Below are 20249 nucleotides of genomic sequence, written 5' to 3' on the forward strand. Positions count from 1 at the left end.
ATTACCAATAATTGAATATAAAGCAGGATAATTGATGTATAAACATTCCTGTGCAACCAACCGAATTAGGTATTCAATAGGGACCTGTAAGCAAAGCATAAATACATAATAAAAGGATAACTTTTAGTTCTAAAAGCCCACTTTACTGAGATGTACATTTCATAAAATCGACAACTTTTGATATACTTTATATCAGCAGGACGTTTGTTGTTTGGAAAGGAAGAAATGAACATGGTCAATCCAAAAAGAAAAGAAACTACTTTACACTTAGCAGGACGAGTTCTTCTCATTATCATTGGAGCAGTCCTAGCAGCTGGCTCAATTGAACTATTTTTGCTTCCAAGCTCCATCATTGATGGAGGCATCATTGGAATTTCACTCATTTTGAATAACCTCACTAATATTAACTTCGGCATTCTTGTCTTTATTATTAATCTCCCTTTTCTTTATTTCGGTTATAAATTTATCGGAAAGAAGTTTTTGTTCTCTTCATTAATAGGTATTATTACGTTATCTCTCGGTGAATCCTATTTGCATCATCTACATCCACCAGCTTTTACAACCTCACCATTGTTAGCAACAGTTTTTGGGGGAGTGTTCCTCGGGGCGGGAGTAGGAATTGTTATTAGATATGGCGGAGCGTTAGATGGCACAGAAATCTTAGGAATTTTATTATCAAAAAAAATCCCCTTTACAGTTGGGGAATTTGTGATGGTTTTTAATGTTTTTGTTTTTGCCTGGGCTGGTTACGTTTTAGGAGCGGAGCAAGCGATGTATTCCATCATTACATATTTTATTGCAGCTAAAACAATCGATGTCGTTATTCAAGGAATCGATGAAACAAAAGCCGTTCTCATCGTCTCAGATCACTACGAAGACTTGGCAGAGGCTATCACCTCAGAACTGGGGAGGGGTATTACCATGTTAAGTGGGAAGGGTGGTTACAAAAACGACAAAAAAGAAATATTATATGTGGTCGTCACCCGACTTGAAGTCATTAAACTAAAAAATATAATCTATGATATAGACCGTAGAGCCTTTGTCACCATTATGAATACTCAAGAAGCACATGGCTCAACATTTAAATCAGGCGCGCATTAGCATCGTAAACACCAGCAGGAGTTCTGCTGGTGTTTTTTAAAGATCTTTTGACTTACAGATTGTCTAGGTACATAGATATAAATGAAAGCATTTTTTTAAATGTATGATTTTTTCACATTAATCATGATACAATATGTATAAATATGAAATTGATCTTAGTGTTACTAGGCTCAGCAAAGGAGTACGACCATAGTGAAAGAAACGCTTACAAGGCTTTTCTTACTGCTTAGTCTATGCCTATTGATTTCGTGCGACTCTAACCACACGGATCCACAAACAAGCATACCTGAACAAGATCAAACGCCTACAATTAATGAAATCATCCAACGGTCAGAAGCACAAATAAAAGATGCTGATACATTTACCCTCCAGCTTAATATGACACAAACAATCTCCGAGGGTAATTTTAGTGAGGAAACGGTTAAAAGTAACACACGTACTTATTACAATGTATCACCGCTAGCGTATCACCAAACTGTAGATACAGAAACAAATACAAGCAAATCCTCTGATAGTATACAAACAAGAGGGGAGCAGTACGTGACTGAAGATGGAGCATTTATGTTAAGTCATTCTTCTGATGAATGGATGGAGGTCCCGCTTGAATTAACGCAGGACGTTATTGCCTTTCAAAACGTACAGCTTGAACCAATTCGCTATCTAGAAATTATTAAAGAGCATGCTGAGGACATTCAATTAATAGAAGAAGACACGCATTATAAACTAGAAATAGATGGGGAAGGCCCTAAATTACGTGATTTGGTTATGCAACTGTATCATATAAGCAACTTAGCCAATGAGCAGCAATCATTTGAAATTGTGAATCAGATGAATATTGAATTAATTGATTATGATATATATATAAACAAGGAAACATATCTTCTGGATAGAGTTTCAAGTGAGATCGATTTGCTTACCAATTACGAAGGAGAGCAAGTACAAATAAATTTAAATCTAGAAACAGAAATGATGGATTATAACTCAACAGACACCATAGAAATACCAGAAGAGATTATCCATAACGCAAAGGAATACAAAATCAATATCATCAATTCAGATGAAACCAATAGCTAGATCTATTGGTTTTTTTAAATTTCGTCTCAAAACTACGAGTATTCAAGGATTATGAGACGTAATCCGTGTTAAACTAATCGGTTCCGATAATATATATTATGTAAACTTAAATAATAAATTAGATTTTTGTCTGTTTACTGTTACTTTACAAGCTCCTCTCTCCATCTTATATTTACTGATAACTGATTAGCCTTTAAAATATATTAAAGGAGCGATCTTAATGAAAAATAAGAATTCGTTACAATTGCTGTCCTTATTTGCTATATTGCTTGCATTAATGGTAAGAAACTCAAATCTCCATTTGATGTTAAATCAAGTTTTTATGCTGCGTCTGCTCTGATGCTTTTGATTGCTGCATTCTGTAGTTTTAGAAAAAGATCATAAAAAATTAAGCTATATATGTGCTATTAGAGCTTAGACACTGTTTTTAGTATACTGTTTGAAAAAAATATTTCGGTAAATGAAATTATATAGTGTTGAAGCTTCTTTGTCATTCACTCATATTTTTCCGAATGACTTCTATTTTTATTTACTATTAAAGATTTTAATGAGTCTGTATCAGTTAATACAATAACCAAAGTAAGTTGCATACAGTGAATAGATAAGGTAAAATACACATATAATTAAACAAAGCACCCACGCCTTGCAAGTTGCCCGCTTGAAGAGCGGCCAGCCCATCTTGGGATCATACGAAAAAAAGTAATTACCCAGCACAGCCGGACATAGCTATGGGGTGGTTACTTTTTTTGCTTATTTCTACGATCATAATTACAACAATAACTAAAGTTAATGTAAACATCCCGAAACCGAGAATAACATTTGCTGAATCTGTTGTAATCATGGGCCTCACCTCCCTCCTTACGATGGGAAGATATTGGCCACTCACCCCGCTTTATGCAACTATTCTGTTATTATATCATTTTTGTCGTATTCTTCCTCTTGCATTAGCTATTTACCCATCAATTTATCGCACTAGCGTCTTTCTGCTACTTATCCCTTTCACCCTTCTTTCATCAAACCTTCAGCATCAAAATAAACGATTCTTTGTTCTTTCGCAGAGTGATAACAAGCCTCTAGTAAAGAAATTGTTTTTAAATTGTCTTCACTACAATTCGAAGCGCTTACATTATTCTCAATTGAATAAATGAGCTGACGGATGCCTTCAAATGCACTTTCAGGTTTCTTTGCTTGACCTCCTGTTTCAGGTTGCCAGACCTCTACTGGTTCTTTTATCCCTTTTTTGTACAAGGCGACTTCATTATAGCCTGCAACGAGTGTGCCTGTCTCTCCAACCACAATTAGCTCTGTCCGAGAGAATGCAGAGGATAAGCTTTGAGAATAAGAAACGGTAACACCATTTTGGAATGTGATTTGTACAGAAGCGTCAGTATCACCCGCGCAATTGATAGCTGGTGATGAATAAGTTTGGCAGACTAATCTTTTTGCGGGACTTCCGAGAATCAATCTGAAGCCATCCAACCAATGTATCCCCATGACAGATAGTGAATTCCGCTCACACTGCGTCCTCCAGCCTTGATCTTGCCTGTGATGGAAATCATGAAATTTTACAGAAGACACACTGCCAATTACGTTTTCCTGAATCTTTGTTTTGGCAAAATCAAATGGATAATGAGTTCTAAAGTTTTGGTTTATACTTATAGGTACTTGATGCTTACGTGCTTCTTCTGTTATCTCAATCGCTTCTCCTAGTGTTTCGGTAAAAGGCTTTTCACAAAACACAGCAATCCCCGCTTTAATTAAAGGCAGGATTACATCTTTTCGAATGACTGATGGAGTACATACAACAGCAATGTCAATGTTGCTCTCTTTGATAAATGCTTGAAGTTCGGTATAACGTTGCGGTATATGGTACATATCTGCGCGTAATTGTAATACCTCTGAATTTGGATCGCATATTGCCGTAACCTCTACTTGTTCTTCATGATTTTTAAAACCTTCTAAATGCATGTTCGTCACATTTCCTGCACCAACCATGCCTATTTTATATCTGGTCTTCTTAGACAAAATGAATATCCCCCTTACAATGATGTGTAGGATAACCCTTTAGACATATACGTGTAGCAATCTTCCATTCCTTGTTGAAGATCTCCACCACTTTCCTCATCTGCTGAAACCCAGCCTTGAAAATTCAATTTTTTGATTGCATGAAATACAGGAGCAAAATCAATCTCACCTTCTCCAAGAACCTTCCACTGCCCTTGAGCAAAATCCTTCAAATGAAAATTATCGATAAAGTTCCCGAAACTATCTATCACTTCAGAAATATCCTGGATCCCAGATTTATATAGATGAGCTGTGTCAATTGTTAACGTAACGGTATTTTCTTTAACCTGATCAAAAAATACATCAAAATCTTCTCGATACATCACGGGTTGGTCGTGGTGATGATGTAGCGACAGTCCAACTCCATATTGCTGCCTGGCTTCTAGACCTAGTTCAGAAAGTGTTTTTGCAAAGTCCTTAATGTCAGAGTTAGATACCTTTTTCCGTGAAATACCGTGACAAAAAACGATTCGTTCTACACCCACTTTTTCGGAAAATGAAAAGAGGTTTCTTAGATCATCTTGATTCTGTTCATCTAAGCTGCCACCTGCGATTAAGGCAGAAGCCATTCCTTTTTGCTCCCCCCATACTTCTAAAAAATGCGAGGCATCTTTTATATAGGGAGAATATTGAGGTGGTTTTAACTGAAGACCTTCGTAACCAATCGACCGAAAACGGGTAAATAAAATGTTCCGTTCTGCCTCTGTTTTTGTTGGACTTGAAAAAGCTAATTTCATTTCCCTTTAGTCCTCCTTTTTAAAGCAATGTAAGGTCATTTTGCAGAGAGACAACCATGAATATGAGCGGAATAAATTGAACGGGTTCGCTTTTTTATGACTGACTACCGTAACCCTCCCCCTCTAGAGCGACAAACGAAGAAATAAAGAATTCACCTTCATCTGTCTCTATACATCAATATCCTCCTCTCAAAAGGAGATTTATGTGTTTATCTTAATTCAACCTAGTTGAACAGTCAATCGGAAATTCTCTGAATTCACACTTAATTTCTTTCAACTTTGTGGAACCCAGCTATAGTCACTCTTCCTATTTGCCTATCATCGAATTATAATGTAATTAATCGTAAATCAGAAAGGGATGCAGACATGTCTATTGGTAAACAGTTAGGATCACGAATTCGACTTATCCGCAAACAACAAAATAGAACATTAGAAGAGATTGCCTCCGCTTGTGGTTTCACTAAAAGCCTTTTATCTAAAATCGAGAATGGCGTAACAACCCCGCCGATATCAACCTTAATGAAAATAGCTGAATCGCTAGGAGTCACTGTCTCCGATTTACTTGAAGAAAGCAAGGTTGACGGCACGGTATATACCCCCTCTGAAACATATAAGAATAATGACAGCTGGATCAAAACAGAAAAAGGATATTCGTTTTATGCATTTGCTGCGAGTCGTCAAGATAAAATCATGCAACCGTACTACTTCGTTGCTAAAAAAGGCGAAATAAAAAGTCACGTCCTCTCTCATAGCGGAGAAGAGTTTCTATACGTTTTAGAAGGTGAAATGAAGTACAGAGTAGCGAACACTGAATATACGCTAACTCCCGGCGATACGATTTACTTTACCTCTTTAGAGGAGCACACGTTAACACCCATTACAGAAGAAGTGAGATATTTAGCCGTTTTTGCGGTTTTTCCCGAGTGATCGCGATTCCGCATCACTCTTTTTTATTCTATAGCAAAATAGTTGAATGAAATTAAACTTGATGTATTCAACTTTGTTGAATTATAATAAAAATACGTTAAATATATCAAGGAGGATATGTTCATGGCGACCATTACGAATCTAAATGACGAAAAACATGTGCTAGATATGGACTGGGGAAAGATTCAGTGGCTGATCGGGAAAGAGATTGATCCAGAGTGTGAAATGACATTTGGTATGGTGTATATCGATGCAGGTACATCCAATCCTAAGCATCGGCATCCAAATTGTGAGGAACTAATCTTTGTTTTATCAGGAGAATGTGATCATTCTCTTGGAGAAGAGACCCATCATTTAAAACCAGGAATGATGCTTCGAATTCCTCGTAATGTTATACATGATGCAAAGGTTACTAGCTGGGAACCTTGTCGGATGTTGATTATCTATTCCTCTCCAGACAGACAAACAATCGGTGAATAATTTCCCTTTCAACATTTGAAAAGCTTAACTAATGAACTTGAGGATGGCCCTGGACGTTTGTCGTGGACCATCCTCTTTTTATCCAAGTTAAACAAGGATTTTCATATATATACCTTCCCATCCACCCAATATGTTAGTATAATAATTATATGATAACAATTATTATCTAATAGTTGTTAGTCTAAATTCTACTAAATTCGACATAGAAAGGGAGATTCAGTATGAGTAGGAACAATATCATTTCTGAAGCAAATGAATCTGACGGAAATCAATCTGGAGGAAAATGCCCTTTTTTACACGGGAGTGCAACGAGCGCGGAATCGAGCGGGACAACAAACAAAGACTGGTGGCCCAATCAACTAAATTTAAACATACTACATCAGCATGACAGAAAATCGAACCCAATGGGCGAAGAATTTGATTATGCAGAGGAATTTAAAAAACTAGATTACCAGGCATTAAAGCAAGATCTTCACAACTTGATGACAGATAGCCAGGACTGGTGGCCAGCGGACTATGGTCATTACGGTCCGTTATTCATTCGCATGGCTTGGCATGCTGCTGGTACATATCGTACTGGTGATGGCCGTGGTGGCGGTAACACCGGGAATCAACGCTTTGCTCCTCTTAACAGCTGGGCAGACAACGCTAATGTGGATAAAGCACGTCGCTTGCTGTGGCCAATTAAACAAAAGTACGGCAATAAAATCTCTTGGGCCGACTTACTCCTTCTAACGGGTAACGTTGCGATTGAATCTATGGGCGGTAAGACGTTTGGTTTTGGCGGCGGACGAGCAGATGTTTGGCAGCCTGAAGAAGATGTTTATTGGGGTAATGAAACAGAAATGCTTGGTGATAACCGCTACACGGGTGATCGTCAGCTTGAGAACCCACTTGCTGCAGTACAAATGGGACTAATCTATGTAAATCCTGAGGGTCCAAATGGCAAGCCAGATCCCGTTGGCAGCGGACGTGATATTCGTGAAACCTTTGCCCGTATGGGAATGAATGACGAAGAAACGGTTGCACTTGTTGCTGGTGGACACACCTTTGGTAAAGCACATGGTGCTGGTGATCCTGAGCTGGTTGCAGCAGAGCCAGAAGCCGCTCCAGTTGAGGCACAAGGCTTAGGATGGTTGAGCTCACATGGAAGCGGTAAAGGTCGTGACACAATTACAAGTGGAATTGAAGGCGCATGGACCGCTAATCCGACACAGTGGGATAACGGATTTTTTGATACGCTGTTTGGGTATGAGTGGGAATTAACAAAAAGTCCTGCAGGTGCCTATCAGTGGGAAGCGATTGATCAAGATGAAGACCATCTTGCTCCAGATGCTGAGGATCCATCCATTAAAGTAAAAACGATGATGACAACTGCTGACATGGCGTTACGTATGGATCCAGCTTACGAGAAAATTTCACGACATTTCCACGCAAACCCTGAGGAATTTGCAGATGCGTTTTCACGTGCCTGGTTTAAACTGCTCCACCGTGATATGGGACCACGTGACCGCTATTTAGGACCAGAGGTACCAAAGGAAGAATTAGTATGGCAAGACCCGATTCCAGCTGTTGACTATGAATTAAGTGAACAGGAAATTTCCCAACTAAAAGAGACGATTCTCAATTCTGGGCTTTCCGTTAGTGAGTTAGTGACAACAGCATGGGCTTCTGCTAGTACCTTCCGCGGATCTGATATGCGAGGAGGTGCCAATGGTGCACGCATTCGCCTTGAGCCACAAGTCAGCTGGGAAGTTAACGAAAAGGATCAGCTAACTAAGGTCATAGCTATACTTGAGAAGATCCAAGGAGATCTAGATAAAAAAGTGAGCCTTGCTGATTTGATTGTTCTCGGAGGAAGTGCCGCAGTCGAGAAAGCTGCACAAGATGCCGGCTTTGAAGTAACTGTACCGTTTGCTCCTGGGCGCGGTGATGCCACTCAAGAGCAAACAGATGTTGAGAGCTTTGAAGCATTAGAGCCATTTGCTGATGGTTTCAGAAACTATCAAAAAGACACATATAGTGTGTCACCTGAAGAGCTATTAGTAGACAAAGCGCAGCTACTTAACCTATCAGCTCCTGAAATGACGGTACTTGTAGGTGGCTTGCGAGTGCTTGGAGCCACTCACGGAAAGTCAAAACATGGCGTATTCACTGACAATGTAGGAGCTCTTTCAAATGAATTCTTTACGAATCTACTTGATATTAGCCTTGAGTGGAAGCCTGTTGACGGCAGTGTCTATGAAGGGCGTGAGCGTAGCACAGGAAATGTGGTGCGAACAGCTACTAGAGTAGACCTTGCTTTTGGATCAAATTCCGTACTACGTGCCATCTCAGAGGTCTACGCACAGGATGATAACAAAGGGAAATTTGTAAAAGACTTTGTCTACGCTTGGGTAAAAGTAATGAACGCTGATCGTTTTGACCTTAAATCAAAGAAAGCACAGTTAGCTTAATAAATAATCATTAGATTTTCATTTAAGCTTGTCGACACCTTAAGAGTCGACAAGCTTTTTTTAATAAATTCCTATGGATTGGTTAATCCATAAAATTTCGCTGCATTGGCCCCAAACAGCTTCCCCATCTCCTGTTCCTTACATTGTGTACTAAGCGCTTCCTCAACGATCTCAATCACCTCATCATACGTTGCGGCTAACAGACACACTGGCCAGTCACTTCCAAATAAGACTCTATCTACTCCGAACACCTGTACGGCATGTTGAATATATGGAGTAAAGTCCTCCCTCTTCCACTCCTGCTTCGCTTCAGTCACCAGTCCAGACACTTTACAGTACACATTCTCAAAGGAAGCAACTTCACCAAGATAGCGCTTCCAAAATTCTATATCACCACTTGCTATATCTGGTTTAGCCATATGATCCACCACCGCTTTTAAGGATGGGACTCGGTTTAATAAATGAACAATGTCAGGTAGCTGCTTTTCCCTAATAAGAAGATCCACTGGGATCTGTTTGGATTCTAAATAGATAAACGAATCCACATACTCTTTGTTCAAGATTACCGCAGCATTCTCCATATCTTGAATCATCACACGTATGCCTACAAACTTCGGGTGTTGCTTCCATTTACCCAGATCTTCTTTAAACGTATCACTTAACAAATCAACCCAACCCACAACACCCGCAATGGAGTCATTCTTCTCGCTAAGCTGTAATAAGTACTGGGTATCCTCTAGGAGCGGAGAAGCTTGAACTGCAATCGTTTGCTTTATTTTATTTGATTGCAAGTTCTTACTTAGGTCATCTGGCTGGTAATCTTGATACAGTGTTTCCTCACTAGGATTAATCCAATCATAATAACCTTTATTTATTTCCCAGTAATGCTGATGGGCATCTATCCTCACTTGCGCTCCCCCTCTTTCACCACACCTTTTTTCAGGATTAGGTTAGCATATTGTGCATGTTCACTTGTTGCGACAATGGCATAGGCTTGTTTGGCTCGTTTGTAGAATTCAAAACGCTCAACATGTTCAAATGAATAGGGTCCAACCTTCTCTTGATACACCGTCCAGATAGATGTGTCGGCATCGTCTCCAGGTACAATGTCCATTAAGGTCAGAGGTGCCTTTACGTACTCATCTAATGGGAATAAAGGAAGGATTGCTTCAACTAATTCGGGAATCGTGTTTCCGTCACTTCTCACCAGTTTTTGTGTATGACTTGCGGCCGGAAAGTGTGCATCGGCTAATACAATTTCATCTCCATGGCCCATTTCCATTAAAATTTTTAGCAAATCCGGGCTAAGTATAGATGGGATACCTTTTAACATATTGTTCTCCTCTCTAGCTCTACTGCTTATGTTCTTTGCGATACAAAGAGGGTGTAATCCCCGTTGCTTTTTTAAATGAGCGGTAAAAATGTGGCATACTCTGATATCCTAACTGCTCGGCAATCGCTTGAATACTCTCATCTGTTTGAATAAGCAGCTCCCTCGCTCTCAGCAATCGTTTTTTTGCCAAAAAATCACTGATTGTCATGCCAATGGTTCGTTTAAATTTTTTGCTGAAGTACACAGGACTAACATTGGCCTCTTTGGCTAAACTCTTTAGACGTATGGGCTCATGTAGATGCTGATCCATATAATCTAAACTATTCTTTAACCATTCTAGATTTGTCGGTACGCTCTCTTGTTCCGTGACCGGACGTTCCATCCACCGGCTCATTTTTATAACCAGCATTAGAATTTGTACGGAAACATGTTCTTCCCAATGCGTATTCTTTGCTGTTTTTTCTTGATGAATTTCATCAAATTGATGCCGAACGATCTTCTGTTGTCCGGTTGTTAGCTTATAGCGGTAGATCCGTGCCTCTTTGGCTTGTGTAATCGCTTGAAATAGAATCATTCGATTGGCTGTCGTTAAGCTAGGCATCGTTGTCGAAAAAAACAGTACCGATGACGTCAGTGTTTGTTCTGCCTCTAAAATTGATTTGTGAATGATGTTAGGAGGAATAAAAATAAGATCCCCCTCTTCCAATTCTAAAAAGGTCTGATCAATGAAAAATGTCCCTTTACCACTATGGATATAAATTAATTCACACCATTCATGAGAATGATCTGGCAACTCCTCCTTCCTACCCTTTGTGAGGTTGTACAGAATCGAAAAAGGCATCGTTCCTACAGGAGACAGCTTCTTTCGAATAGGTTCCATTCACACACACCTCCTATGTAATGACAGGTTAAAATAAGCAATAATAAGGCTAATAAAAGCTATTATTATAGCTTTTGCCATATGATAGAATAGTTAAAAAAATCATACCATAGTGTGATTCTTTTTTGAGAAATAATTTAATATTCACAGAAATCGAAACATATTGGCGAGGAGGTGTTACAATGCGCCTAACAGGAAAGATCGCTCTTATTACTGGAGCTGGGTCAGGAATTGGTAGAGTGACAGCAGAGCTTTTTGCAAAAGAAGGAGCGACTGTCATCGTAAATGATATTGATACTGTTCGGGCAGAGGAGACCACTCATACCATTCATAAAAATGGCGGGAAAGCGATGTTTATCCAAGCAGATACAACAGATGCTGTTTCAGTAAAGCTGATGATTGATGAAATCATCCAAACGTATTCCGTTATTGATATTCTCTTTAACAATGCTGGAATTAGTGGCATAGGACGACTTCATGAGCTCGAAGAAGAGGATTGGGATCGAATTATGAGGGTGAATGTCAAAGGTGTCTATCTACCAAGTAAATACGTCCTTCCCCATATGATGAACCAAAATAGTGGTACGATTATTAATATGTCCTCATGTATTGCCGAGATTGGCTTAGCGGATCGTGCTTCCTACGCAACAACAAAAGGAGCGGTCCTGTCGTTAACAAAATCAATGCAGGTAGACTATGCCCCCTACAATATCCGTGTGAATGCTTTATTACCGGGAACGATTTTTACTCCATTTGTAGAGGATTACTTAAGTAAATCTGCAGATCCTGATGCGGCGATTGCAAAAGTTAAGACACGTCAACTGTCAGGAGAGCTTGGCAAACCTGAAGATGTTGCCAAAGCAGCTTTATTTCTCGCTTCTGATGAATCAACATTTATAATGGGCTCCCCCCTTTATGTTGACGGCGGAGTGGTTTTTGGAAAAAATGCATAACGAATAGAAAAGGAGAATGAGAGATGAGAGTTTGTCATTTGATTGATAGCGAGCCAGATGTTTTAGGTGTTCAAGTAAACAAGGACATTATAGATATCGCGAAAGCGTTAGAGGTCTTTCCTAAAGAACATGTATCGAAAACTGTAAGCGGATTCATTAACGGTGGCCCTCAAGCTATTCAAGCACTAAATTCTTATATAAAGGAACTACCAATCTCAGATAACCAGCCCTATGTATTAAAAGAGACGGAATGTGAGTTCGGACCGGCTGTACCTAATCCAAGTAAAATTATCTGCGTGGGCTTAAATTACCGACGCCATGCCGATGAGACGGGAGCAGCCTACCCGGAAGTCCCTATTTTATTTAATAAGTTTAACAACACCCTAACAGGTCACAACCAAGAGATTGCCATACCTAATGTCACCGAGCAGTTGGATTATGAAGTGGAGCTTGCCGTGGTGATCGGTCAAAAAGCAAAAAATGTTAGCGAAGATGATGCGTTAGACTACGTGCTTGGCTACAGTACAGCAAATGACTTATCCGCACGCGATTTACAGATGAAGACGCCCCAGTGGCTTCTTGGTAAGACCTGCGATGATTTTAGTCCAATTGGTCCCTACCTGGTGACCGCTGACGAAGTGGAAGATCCACAATCTATATCCTTACGCACCACCGTGAATCAAGAGGTACGACAAGATTCCAACACATCGGATATGATTTTTAGCTGTAAAGAAATTATCAGTTATATTTCTAAGCATTTCACTCTTGAACCTGGAGATATTATTCTAACTGGAACCCCCGAAGGCGTAGTGCTTGGTCTGCCAGAAGACGAACGTGTGTACCTTAAGCCAGGCGACACGGTAACTGTTGAAATTGAAAAAGTAGGCACATTAACAAATACCTTTGTGGAGGAAAAATAAGGGATGAAGATAACCAATGTTGAAACGTACTTGCTTGATGTTCCACTAAAGCAGAAGGCCATCACTGATTCTCAAACAAGGTTAGAATCAGTTGAATTTGTTGCCGTTCGCATTGATACGAGCGAGGGCATTAGCGGTTGGGGCTTTAATTGGAACTATACAAAAGGCTCTCGAGCCGTGCAGGCCATCATTGATGATACGTATGCTCCTGTTTTAAAAGGTAAGGATCCTCTGCTTCATAAAGCACTCATGAATGAGCTCCATTATACCAATCATTTTATTGGTCAGGTCGGAATTACAAGAGTAGCAGCTTGTGCCGTAAACTTTGCATTATGGGATATCCGCCTTAAGAGTGTTGGCCTGCCCCTTTGGCGTTACCTTGGACCCGTTAAAGACAAAGTGAAAGCATACAATACGGACGGAGGCTGGCTTCAGACAACAACGGACGAACTGGTCCATGATATGACTGCCCTAATTGACCGCGGTTTCGACGCTGTAAAGATGAAGCTTGGACTGCCAGACCCTAGAGAAGATTATGAGCGTGTGAAACAGGTACGCAAGGCCATCCCTCCAGAGGTAAAGCTGATGGTGGACGTAAACACGGTATGGGACTTAAAAACCGCGATGGTTTGGGGCAGGCGCCTTGAGGAATTTGATATTTATTGGCTGGAGGAACCGATGAACCCCTTTAATAAAAGCGACCACGCTAAGCTCGCCCATGCGCTTGATGTGCCTATAGCTGTTGGTGAAACCATTTACACTAAATACGATTTCCGTGAATACATTGAGGCTGGTGCCGTTGATATTGTTCAAGCGGATGCCACTAAGCTCTCCGGTATTGATGAATGGTTAGATGTCGCAGCTCTCGCCCGTTGCCACGATCTTGAAGTCATCCCACATACTAATGTTCAACAAAAACTACATGTTCAGCTCGCAGCAGCCTCCTCGAATGTTCCAATGGTTGAATGCTGCTATGAATCGATTAGCGACATTTGGGAGGATCCCATTAAAGTTGTGAATGGCTATTACACCCTCCCCGAAGAACCTGGGTTAGGCTGTAAATTAACGGATTATGTATTAAAGAAATATAGAATTGGCTAATGCACCGTATCTATGTGGGGAGGTTTATCTATGAAACGATTAGCGGACAAAGTCGCTTTAGTTACCGGGGGAAGCAGAGGTATCGGTCTTGCAATTGTAGAACGCCTTGCTGAAGAAGGGGCGCATGTTGCGATTAATTATTACCCATCAGAATCAAAACACCTCGCTGAAGAAGTAAAAAAGAAAATCGAATCAGTGCATAACATTAAGGCAATGATCATCCATGCCAATGTTGGTGTTAAAGAGGAAGTAGAACAAATGGTTACGGATATTGAGAATAGTCTGGGTGAGGTTGAGATTCTCGTAAATAATGCAGGCATTGCTCCCTTTGAATCATTCTTAACCTTATCTGAAGAATCATGGGATTTGACCTATCAAACGAACGTTAAGTCCATTTTTCTATTAAGTCAACGAGTTGCTCATAACATGGTGAAGAAAAGAGCCGGCAAGATCATAAATATTACATCTACAGCCAGTGTGTTGGTGACGAGCCCGGTAATCCCACACTATATTTCTTCTAAAGCTGCAGCTACCCAGCTTACAAAAGCACTTGCCATTGAACTCGGTCGCTATCAAATTAACGTCAATGCCGTTGGGCCAAGTACCATTCAAACAGATATGACTACGGAAATGTTTGAGGATGAAGAAAACCATAAACGAGAAATAGAAGCAAACCCTATGAAAAGAATTGGAACGGCCAAACAAATTGGAGATGCGGTTGTTTTTCTCGCCTCAGATGAAGCCGAGCAGGTGAATGGACACTTGCTTATGGTTGATGGTGGATTAACTGTAAAAGCAGCGCAGCCTGATGATCATTTAGAGCATTAAGTGGTGAGCGGATCGATTCATTATTAAAAAAGAGGGAAATGGATGATTTTCACGTCCATTTCCCTCTTATGTTATTTTCGTAGGAATAGTTCAATGACAGGAACTACAACGTCAGGCTTTAGTGTAGGAAGTTCAAGAACAACTTCATCTGTTTTCATAACTGGCGCTGTGTGATTGTAATTTTCAGGTTCCCTATATTCTACATACTTCACTTCTGAGGCATCATGTAAAAACTGCGCATACTCAATTTTGCCCGCTAACCCTTTCAAGTGAATCGTTCGAAATGGCCATGAATGTATATGCAGATATAACCGGTTTCCTTTTTGCGTGAAGCGACAATCCAACGGTGCTTCAAAGTTACTTTCTGATGCACCATAGATTGAACGTGAATGAAGCCTCATCCACTCCCCAATCTCTTGTAAGCTTTCCGTTGCCTTTTTTTCAAATTCGCCGCGTCCATTTGGACCAACATTTAATAACAAATTTCCGCCTTTAGACACCGTGTCGCTTAACATCTTTATTAACATCTCAGGAGATTTCCATTGTAAATTATCACGATCGTATCCCCAACTACCGTTTAGCGTTTGGCACGCTTCCCAAATAACTTGCTTGCCATCCTTTGTGATGTTAGCTTGAGGCTGGAACTGTTCTGGAGTGATAACCCCTCTACCCAAATCAAGTCGATTGTTTAAAATGATTTCGGGTTGTAGCTCAAAAATCATTTGTTCGAGCCCTTCAGAATCCCAATCATCAGCACCTTTTCCATTAAACCCTCGATCTTTATACGAGAAGTCAAACCAAAGGTAGTCAACCTTACCATAGTTCGTTAAAAGCTCCTTAACCTGACCATGTAGGAACGCTCGATATACACTTATGTCCCGATCTTTTTCTGCGAGTTTGAAGGATTCATCCTCTCGTTGAGGATGCACACAATCAACCGGGAATTCAGGATGATACCAGTCAATTAAGGAATGATAGAAACCAATCTTTAACCCCTCTGCTCGAAAAGCTTCCACAAATGCCGCTAATAAATCCTTTTGTATAGGCGTATTTGTTGCCTTATACTCAGTAAGCTCGGAATCCCACAACGCAAACCCTTCATGATGTTTTGTTGTAAGGACCACATATTTCATTCCTGCCTCTTTTGCGGTTTTTGCCCATGCTTTTGGATTATACAAATCAGGCTCAAAGAATGTAAAGTATTTATTGTATTCCGCTGGATGGATGTGCTCATAGTTCATCACCCATTCATGTCTTGCCGCCAATGAATATAGTCCCCAATGAATAAACATGCCAAAACGGTCATGTAATAACCACTCAGGATTTCCATAGCTCTCAGGCCAAATATATGAGGCTCCTTGCTTTTCCTTTACTTGAGTCATATTTTGCATCTTCCCTTCGAATAAGAATATTATCGTCTAACTTTAAAGCGCTTACAATACAATCTCCTTTCTTGAAGTGCTAAACACTTTTTTAAAATTCCCTCATTAATGACAGAATAGCATAGGTATTAAGCAACTTCGATAGCCTGGTTTAACCCATTTATTGCTTATCTTAGCTTTATCTGAGCCTCTTTTATTACACACAAATATATGTTATTAAAAAAAGAAACTCTATTGATTATCAAAATCTTATAACAATAGTGATCCTAGCCTATCTTTCTTTCGTTTACTTGGTAGGTAGTTATGTCATGAGGAATAGCTATTAACCCTACTGGAAGGAGAATTTCATTTCATGAAAAAAGTTATGGTTGCAACGTTCGCTGGGGCATTGGCATTTACGACGTATGCAGGAACTGCTTCTGCCGATCACGAGGGAAGAGAATTTTTAGTTAAATTGACATCTGATGAAGTAGTTAATGAGGAGATGTCAGTAGAAAGCGATGCGTGGGGTGAAGCTCATGTTAAAGTCAGTGAAGACGGAGATTCAATCGAGTATTGGCTTGAAGCTGAGTATTTAGAAGACGCAACAGATGGTCATCTTCACAGTGGACCAAAAGGAGAAAATGGACCTCCTAAAGAGTTAGTTTTGTTTGAACACGATGAGCCGATGGATTATCACGGTGAAGTTGCCTCAGGAACCTTAACAGAAGATGACCTAGTAGGTGAATTAACCTGGGAAGAATTTTCTATGGCATTGGTAGCTGGAGAAGTTTACATTGATATCCATACAGAGGAATACCCTGACGGGGAACTTCGCGGTCAATTGGATCAATACGCACAAGACGCTGCAATGGACATGCCTAAAGAAATGCCACAAACAGGCTTTGGTGGATCGAGTAATGATAGCTGGTTAACAAATGTATGGACAAGCATCACTTCTTTCTTTTCTAGATAAATATGTACCATCATTTTCGGTAAGCTCTAAAAAGAGTTTACCGATTTTTAGCTTTCACTTGTACGTAATTTTATTCCATGCTCCATGTACGCTTTTAGCAGCATTAATGCTTCTCCCCATCCTCCCGCACAGTAAACCAGAGTATGTAAGTGGTCTTCCATATAACCTGTCTCAGTTACGGTGATGTCTGTACCCAAATTATATTCTTCAAGATCAAAATTTACAGTTGTTGTTAGTTCGGGTCCAGGCGACCATTCAAATGAAAAGTGTTTATTTTGGATTTTATTAATAATCCTTCCGCCATCTTTGATCGTGACTTTTTCTTTACCCCAATTGGTCCAGACTAGTGTAATGTGATGATTGTCTATTGTTGTTTCATCCGTGAACCATTGATTCCAATCTTGAGCTGAGAGTAACGTTTTATAAACCTCATCAATTGAACAGTTGATATGTGTTTTCTGAACAATGCTTGGGATCTCCATCTGTACACGTCCTTTCAATTATTTAATTAGGAAGAGCACTATATTAACTAATCTTCCAAATCATCAAGTGCTTTTTTCAATAATGCCGCAGAGTCTTTTAATTCTTTAATTCCTTGTTCTTTTATTATGGCTGCTTTTTGCGTGTCTCGAATATAATAAATCAAAATTTCCTGATAGGAATCCTCAGTCAGCTTTCGTTTACTTGCTTTGATGACTCCTGAATCGACTAATTCATGTAAAGCTCGATAAATATCCGCGTGATTTGGTTTGTAGCCTTCTGATTGAAATCTGTCTCTGATTTGTTCTAGCATTTGAATGCCATAAAGTCGGCCGTCCTCTATATATTTTAGCAAATATAACTTAATAAATAATCTTTGTTTTATGAGAAAGCGACTCGTTGCTCTTTGCTTTTCATTCATCATTCATCCCACCTTTATAGTAAATAGCGTGAGGGTGAAAATGTCGATCGAACTCCCCTCCCCTTATTGTACAAATTGTACAATAATGATGATACCTAGCACAATAAAATGATTCGTGTAGAATGATGAAAACTAAAGGATTCATCATAACGGTAAGCATGAAACATTTGACTCGCCGAACTAACAAAAAAGCCTGGCGACAAACTCAATAATGAGACGTTGTCGTCAAGGCTTAATTGTTACTGTACTATCTGTTATTTTTTATTTCGATACAAATACATCGTCAACGGAGCAAAGATTACTAAAAATATGGCAGATGCGAGTAGAACCCACCCTACTTCTGCAGTGGTTACTGTCCCATACATACATCCTCGAACGGCTGTAACGAGTAAGGAGATGGGATTGATATCAACAAACCCTTGCAACAAGTTCGGTAGCGTCTCTGGATCTACAAAAACATTACTGACAAAGGTTAATGGGAATAAGACCATCATACTGACCATCATTAATGATTTCTCTGAGCGCATGATGATTCCAAGTGTTGTCCAGATCCATGAGAGACTGAAACAAAAGATTAAAATAAGACCTAATGCAGATAAGACTCCGATAAACCCACCCTCTGGTCTAAACCCTAACAATAATCCAAGAAGTACCATAATCGTGGATGCCATTAGGTAGCGAACTGCATCTACGAGGAGTGCCCCAACTAGAGCTGAGGGTAGCCAAATTGGAAGTGTACGGAACCGGTCAAATACGCCTTTTCGAATATCATTATTTAAATCAACGCCTGTATACATCGTGATTTGTGATACGGTCATGACGAGAATCCCTGGCAGCAAAAATTGTAAATACTCTGTTGTTGAGCCTGCGATGGCTCCTCCAAACAGATAGGTGAACATTAACAGAAAGATAATCGGAAACATTGTTACATCGAACAATTGTTCTGGTACATGCTTTATCCTTAGTAATGCTCTAGATGAGAATGTTAGTGAGGACGATAATGCGTTCGGATTAGGAGGTCTAACACTTGATGCAATAGCGTCATGCAAGCGTTGATCTACTTTATTCGTTGTACTCTGACTCATGCGCTCTCCTCTTCCTTGTTCTCATTTTCTTCAGCAGGTTTTCCTGTTAATGTTAAGAACACCTCATCCAGGCTTGGTTGCCCCAATGAAAAATCGCTTAATGTAATACCTGCCTCTTCTAGCTTGCTAAGTGCTTTGACCACTACCGATGAGTTAGCGACTTGAGAAGTAATCGCTGCTGAATCGGAGCCTGTATGTACCTGTACTGCAAGCACTTCTTCTAAAATACGGATGGCTGGCTCACGTTGCGCGACATCACTTAAGCGTATTTGCAATGTACCTGAGCCGACAGATGCTTTTAGTTCGTCACTTGTACCTTCAGCAATAATTTTCCCTTGATTAATGACAGCAATTCGGTCAGCGAGTTGATCTGCTTCCTCTAAATATTGAGTGGTAAGGAGAACGGTTGTTCCTGCGCTCACTAATGCGCGAACAATATCCCATACCTGGTTACGGCTTCTTGGGTCTAACCCGGTTGTTGGTTCATCTAAAAATAATAGTTCGGGGGTAACAACGATACTAGCCGCAATATCAATTCGTCGTCTCATTCCACCTGAATATTTTTTGACTTGTCTTTTAGCTGCTTCCTCCAAGCCAAATGCGTGCAAGAGCTCATTCGCCCGTGCCTTTGCTTGACTACGATTATAGCCCATCAACCTTGCGATAAGAACTAAATTTTCTATGCCCGTTAAGTCTTCATCAATGGAGGCATACTGACCAGTTAGGCTTATCCGACTTCTAACTTCGGAGGTTTCAGTAGCGAGATCATGGCCAAATACGTGGGCACTGCCTTCATCTGGAGTGAGCAATGTTGCGAGCATACGAATGGTTGTTGTTTTCCCTGCACCGTTCGGACCTAAGAAACCATAGACGGTTCCTTTTTTAATTGATAGATCTACTCCGTCGACTGCACGATGTTTTCCAAATATCTTCACCAATCCTTTTGCTTCAATTGCAAGGTCAGATGATGCTAACTCATTTCTTGTCATTTTCTTCTCACCACTCATTTCTTTCTAATTATTGCTTTAAGATTTCTATTTTAACGGTTCTAGTACTGTTATACCAGTACCTG

The 20249-nt window shown here is 40.1% G+C and carries 21 protein-coding genes; 10 read left to right on the plus strand and 11 right to left on the minus strand.

Annotated features, from left to right (window positions below; genetic code table 11):
* Positions 1-231 precede the first annotated feature (231 nt).
* Together FN960_RS08430 and FN960_RS08435 are read left to right on the plus strand one after the other, a co-directional pair.
* Positions 232-1101 (plus strand): YitT family protein, encoded by an 870-nt coding sequence (locus FN960_RS08430; RefSeq protein WP_143848264.1) that lies wholly within the window; start codon positions 232-234, stop codon positions 1099-1101.
* Positions 1102-1293: 192 nt separating this feature from the next.
* Positions 1294-2175, plus strand: coding sequence for a DUF6612 family protein (locus FN960_RS08435; RefSeq protein WP_143848265.1), 882 nt, complete (start codon positions 1294-1296; stop codon positions 2173-2175).
* Positions 2176-2878: 703 nt separating this feature from the next.
* On the opposite strand, the gene FN960_RS22785 is transcribed toward FN960_RS08435, so the two are convergent.
* The 3 genes from FN960_RS22785 to FN960_RS08445 form a co-directional block, all read right to left on the minus strand.
* Positions 2879-3016, minus strand: a complete 138-nt coding sequence (locus FN960_RS22785) for a putative holin-like toxin (RefSeq protein ID WP_185970969.1) — start codon at positions 3014-3016, stop codon at positions 2879-2881.
* Between the two features lie 158 nt (positions 3017-3174).
* Positions 3175-4200, minus strand: coding sequence for a Gfo/Idh/MocA family protein (locus FN960_RS08440; RefSeq protein WP_260681961.1), 1026 nt, complete (start codon positions 4198-4200; stop codon positions 3175-3177).
* A 14-nt stretch (positions 4201-4214) separates the two neighbouring features.
* Positions 4215-4976 carry a sugar phosphate isomerase/epimerase family protein gene (locus tag FN960_RS08445; protein ID WP_143848266.1) on the minus strand — a complete coding sequence of 254 codons (762 nt, stop codon included), beginning with the start codon at positions 4974-4976 and terminating at the stop codon, positions 4215-4217.
* 366 nt (positions 4977-5342) lie between these two features.
* On the opposite strand from FN960_RS08445, the gene FN960_RS08450 reads away from it, so the two are divergent.
* The 3 genes from FN960_RS08450 to katG all read left to right on the plus strand — a co-directional run bounded on the left by FN960_RS08450 (position 5343) and on the right by katG (position 8839).
* Positions 5343-5903, plus strand: coding sequence for a helix-turn-helix domain-containing protein (locus FN960_RS08450; RefSeq protein ID WP_143848267.1), 561 nt, complete (start codon positions 5343-5345; stop codon positions 5901-5903).
* 123 nt (positions 5904-6026) lie between these two features.
* Positions 6027-6383: a cupin domain-containing protein gene (locus FN960_RS08455; protein ID WP_143848268.1), complete on the plus strand. Its 357-nt coding sequence runs from the start codon at positions 6027-6029 to the stop codon at positions 6381-6383.
* Between the two features lie 221 nt (positions 6384-6604).
* Entirely contained in the window at positions 6605-8839 is a 2235-nt protein-coding gene (gene katG, locus FN960_RS08460; RefSeq protein ID WP_143848269.1) for a catalase/peroxidase HPI, read from the plus strand.
* A gap of 71 nt (positions 8840-8910) precedes the next feature.
* Here katG and FN960_RS08465 read toward each other — a convergent pair whose 3' ends face one another.
* From FN960_RS08465 to FN960_RS08475, 3 genes are read right to left on the minus strand one after another with little or no spacing between them, the layout of a single operon-like run.
* Positions 8911-9747 carry an amidohydrolase family protein gene (locus FN960_RS08465; protein ID WP_143848270.1) on the minus strand — a complete coding sequence of 279 codons (837 nt, stop codon included), beginning with the start codon at positions 9745-9747 and terminating at the stop codon, positions 8911-8913.
* Positions 9744-10172 carry an L-fucose mutarotase gene (gene fucU / locus FN960_RS08470; protein WP_143848271.1) on the minus strand — a complete coding sequence of 143 codons (429 nt, stop codon included), beginning with the start codon at positions 10170-10172 and terminating at the stop codon, positions 9744-9746. Before fucU ends, FN960_RS08465 begins: the two co-directional genes overlap by 4 nt.
* A 19-nt stretch (positions 10173-10191) precedes the next feature.
* Positions 10192-11052, minus strand: coding sequence for an AraC family transcriptional regulator (locus tag FN960_RS08475; protein ID WP_143848272.1), 861 nt, complete (start codon positions 11050-11052; stop codon positions 10192-10194).
* Positions 11053-11234: 182 nt separating this feature from the next.
* Between FN960_RS08475 and FN960_RS08480 the strand changes: the two genes are divergently transcribed.
* The 4 genes from FN960_RS08480 to FN960_RS08495 are packed head-to-tail and all read left to right on the plus strand — an operon-like array spanning position 11235 to position 14854.
* Positions 11235-12005, plus strand: coding sequence for an SDR family NAD(P)-dependent oxidoreductase (locus tag FN960_RS08480; protein ID WP_143848273.1), 771 nt, complete (start codon positions 11235-11237; stop codon positions 12003-12005).
* Positions 12006-12028: 23 nt separating this feature from the next.
* The gene (locus FN960_RS08485; RefSeq protein WP_143848274.1) at positions 12029-12925 is read left to right on the plus strand and encodes a fumarylacetoacetate hydrolase family protein; all 897 of its coding nucleotides are present in this window, start codon (positions 12029-12031) and stop codon (positions 12923-12925) included.
* A gap of 3 nt (positions 12926-12928) precedes the next feature.
* Positions 12929-14026 (plus strand): mandelate racemase/muconate lactonizing enzyme family protein, encoded by a 1098-nt coding sequence (locus FN960_RS08490; protein ID WP_143848275.1) that lies wholly within the window; start codon positions 12929-12931, stop codon positions 14024-14026.
* Between the two features lie 30 nt (positions 14027-14056).
* On the plus strand, positions 14057-14854 hold the full coding sequence (locus tag FN960_RS08495) for an SDR family NAD(P)-dependent oxidoreductase (protein WP_143848276.1): 798 nt from the start codon (positions 14057-14059) through the stop codon (positions 14852-14854).
* A gap of 71 nt (positions 14855-14925) precedes the next feature.
* Here FN960_RS08495 and FN960_RS08500 read toward each other — a convergent pair whose 3' ends face one another.
* Positions 14926-16236 carry an alpha-L-fucosidase gene (locus FN960_RS08500; protein WP_143848277.1) on the minus strand — a complete coding sequence of 437 codons (1311 nt, stop codon included), beginning with the start codon at positions 16234-16236 and terminating at the stop codon, positions 14926-14928.
* A 352-nt stretch (positions 16237-16588) separates the two neighbouring features.
* On the opposite strand from FN960_RS08500, the gene FN960_RS08505 reads away from it, so the two are divergent.
* The gene (locus tag FN960_RS08505; protein ID WP_143848278.1) at positions 16589-17191 is read left to right on the plus strand and encodes a CHRD domain-containing protein; all 603 of its coding nucleotides are present in this window, start codon (positions 16589-16591) and stop codon (positions 17189-17191) included.
* Positions 17192-17238: 47 nt separating this feature from the next.
* Here the strand turns inward: FN960_RS08505 and FN960_RS08510 are convergent, their stop codons facing one another.
* The 4 genes from FN960_RS08510 to FN960_RS08525 all read right to left on the minus strand — a co-directional run bounded on the left by FN960_RS08510 (position 17239) and on the right by FN960_RS08525 (position 20166).
* Positions 17239-17673, minus strand: a complete 435-nt coding sequence (locus tag FN960_RS08510; RefSeq protein WP_143848279.1) for an SRPBCC family protein — start codon at positions 17671-17673, stop codon at positions 17239-17241.
* A gap of 47 nt (positions 17674-17720) precedes the next feature.
* Positions 17721-18095 (minus strand): helix-turn-helix transcriptional regulator, encoded by a 375-nt coding sequence (locus tag FN960_RS08515; protein WP_143848280.1) that lies wholly within the window; start codon positions 18093-18095, stop codon positions 17721-17723.
* Between the two features lie 251 nt (positions 18096-18346).
* Positions 18347-19177 carry an ABC transporter permease gene (locus FN960_RS08520; protein WP_143848281.1) on the minus strand — a complete coding sequence of 277 codons (831 nt, stop codon included), beginning with the start codon at positions 19175-19177 and terminating at the stop codon, positions 18347-18349.
* Positions 19174-20166 (minus strand): ATP-binding cassette domain-containing protein, encoded by a 993-nt coding sequence (locus FN960_RS08525; RefSeq protein WP_143848282.1) that lies wholly within the window; start codon positions 20164-20166, stop codon positions 19174-19176. Before FN960_RS08525 ends, FN960_RS08520 begins: the two co-directional genes overlap by 4 nt.
* Between the last annotated feature and the right edge of the window lie 83 nt (positions 20167-20249).

Origin of the sequence: Alkalicoccobacillus porphyridii (assembly GCF_007293315.1) — a bacterium.
Lineage (GTDB): Bacteria > Bacillota > Bacilli > Bacillales > Bacillaceae_D > Alkalicoccobacillus > Alkalicoccobacillus porphyridii.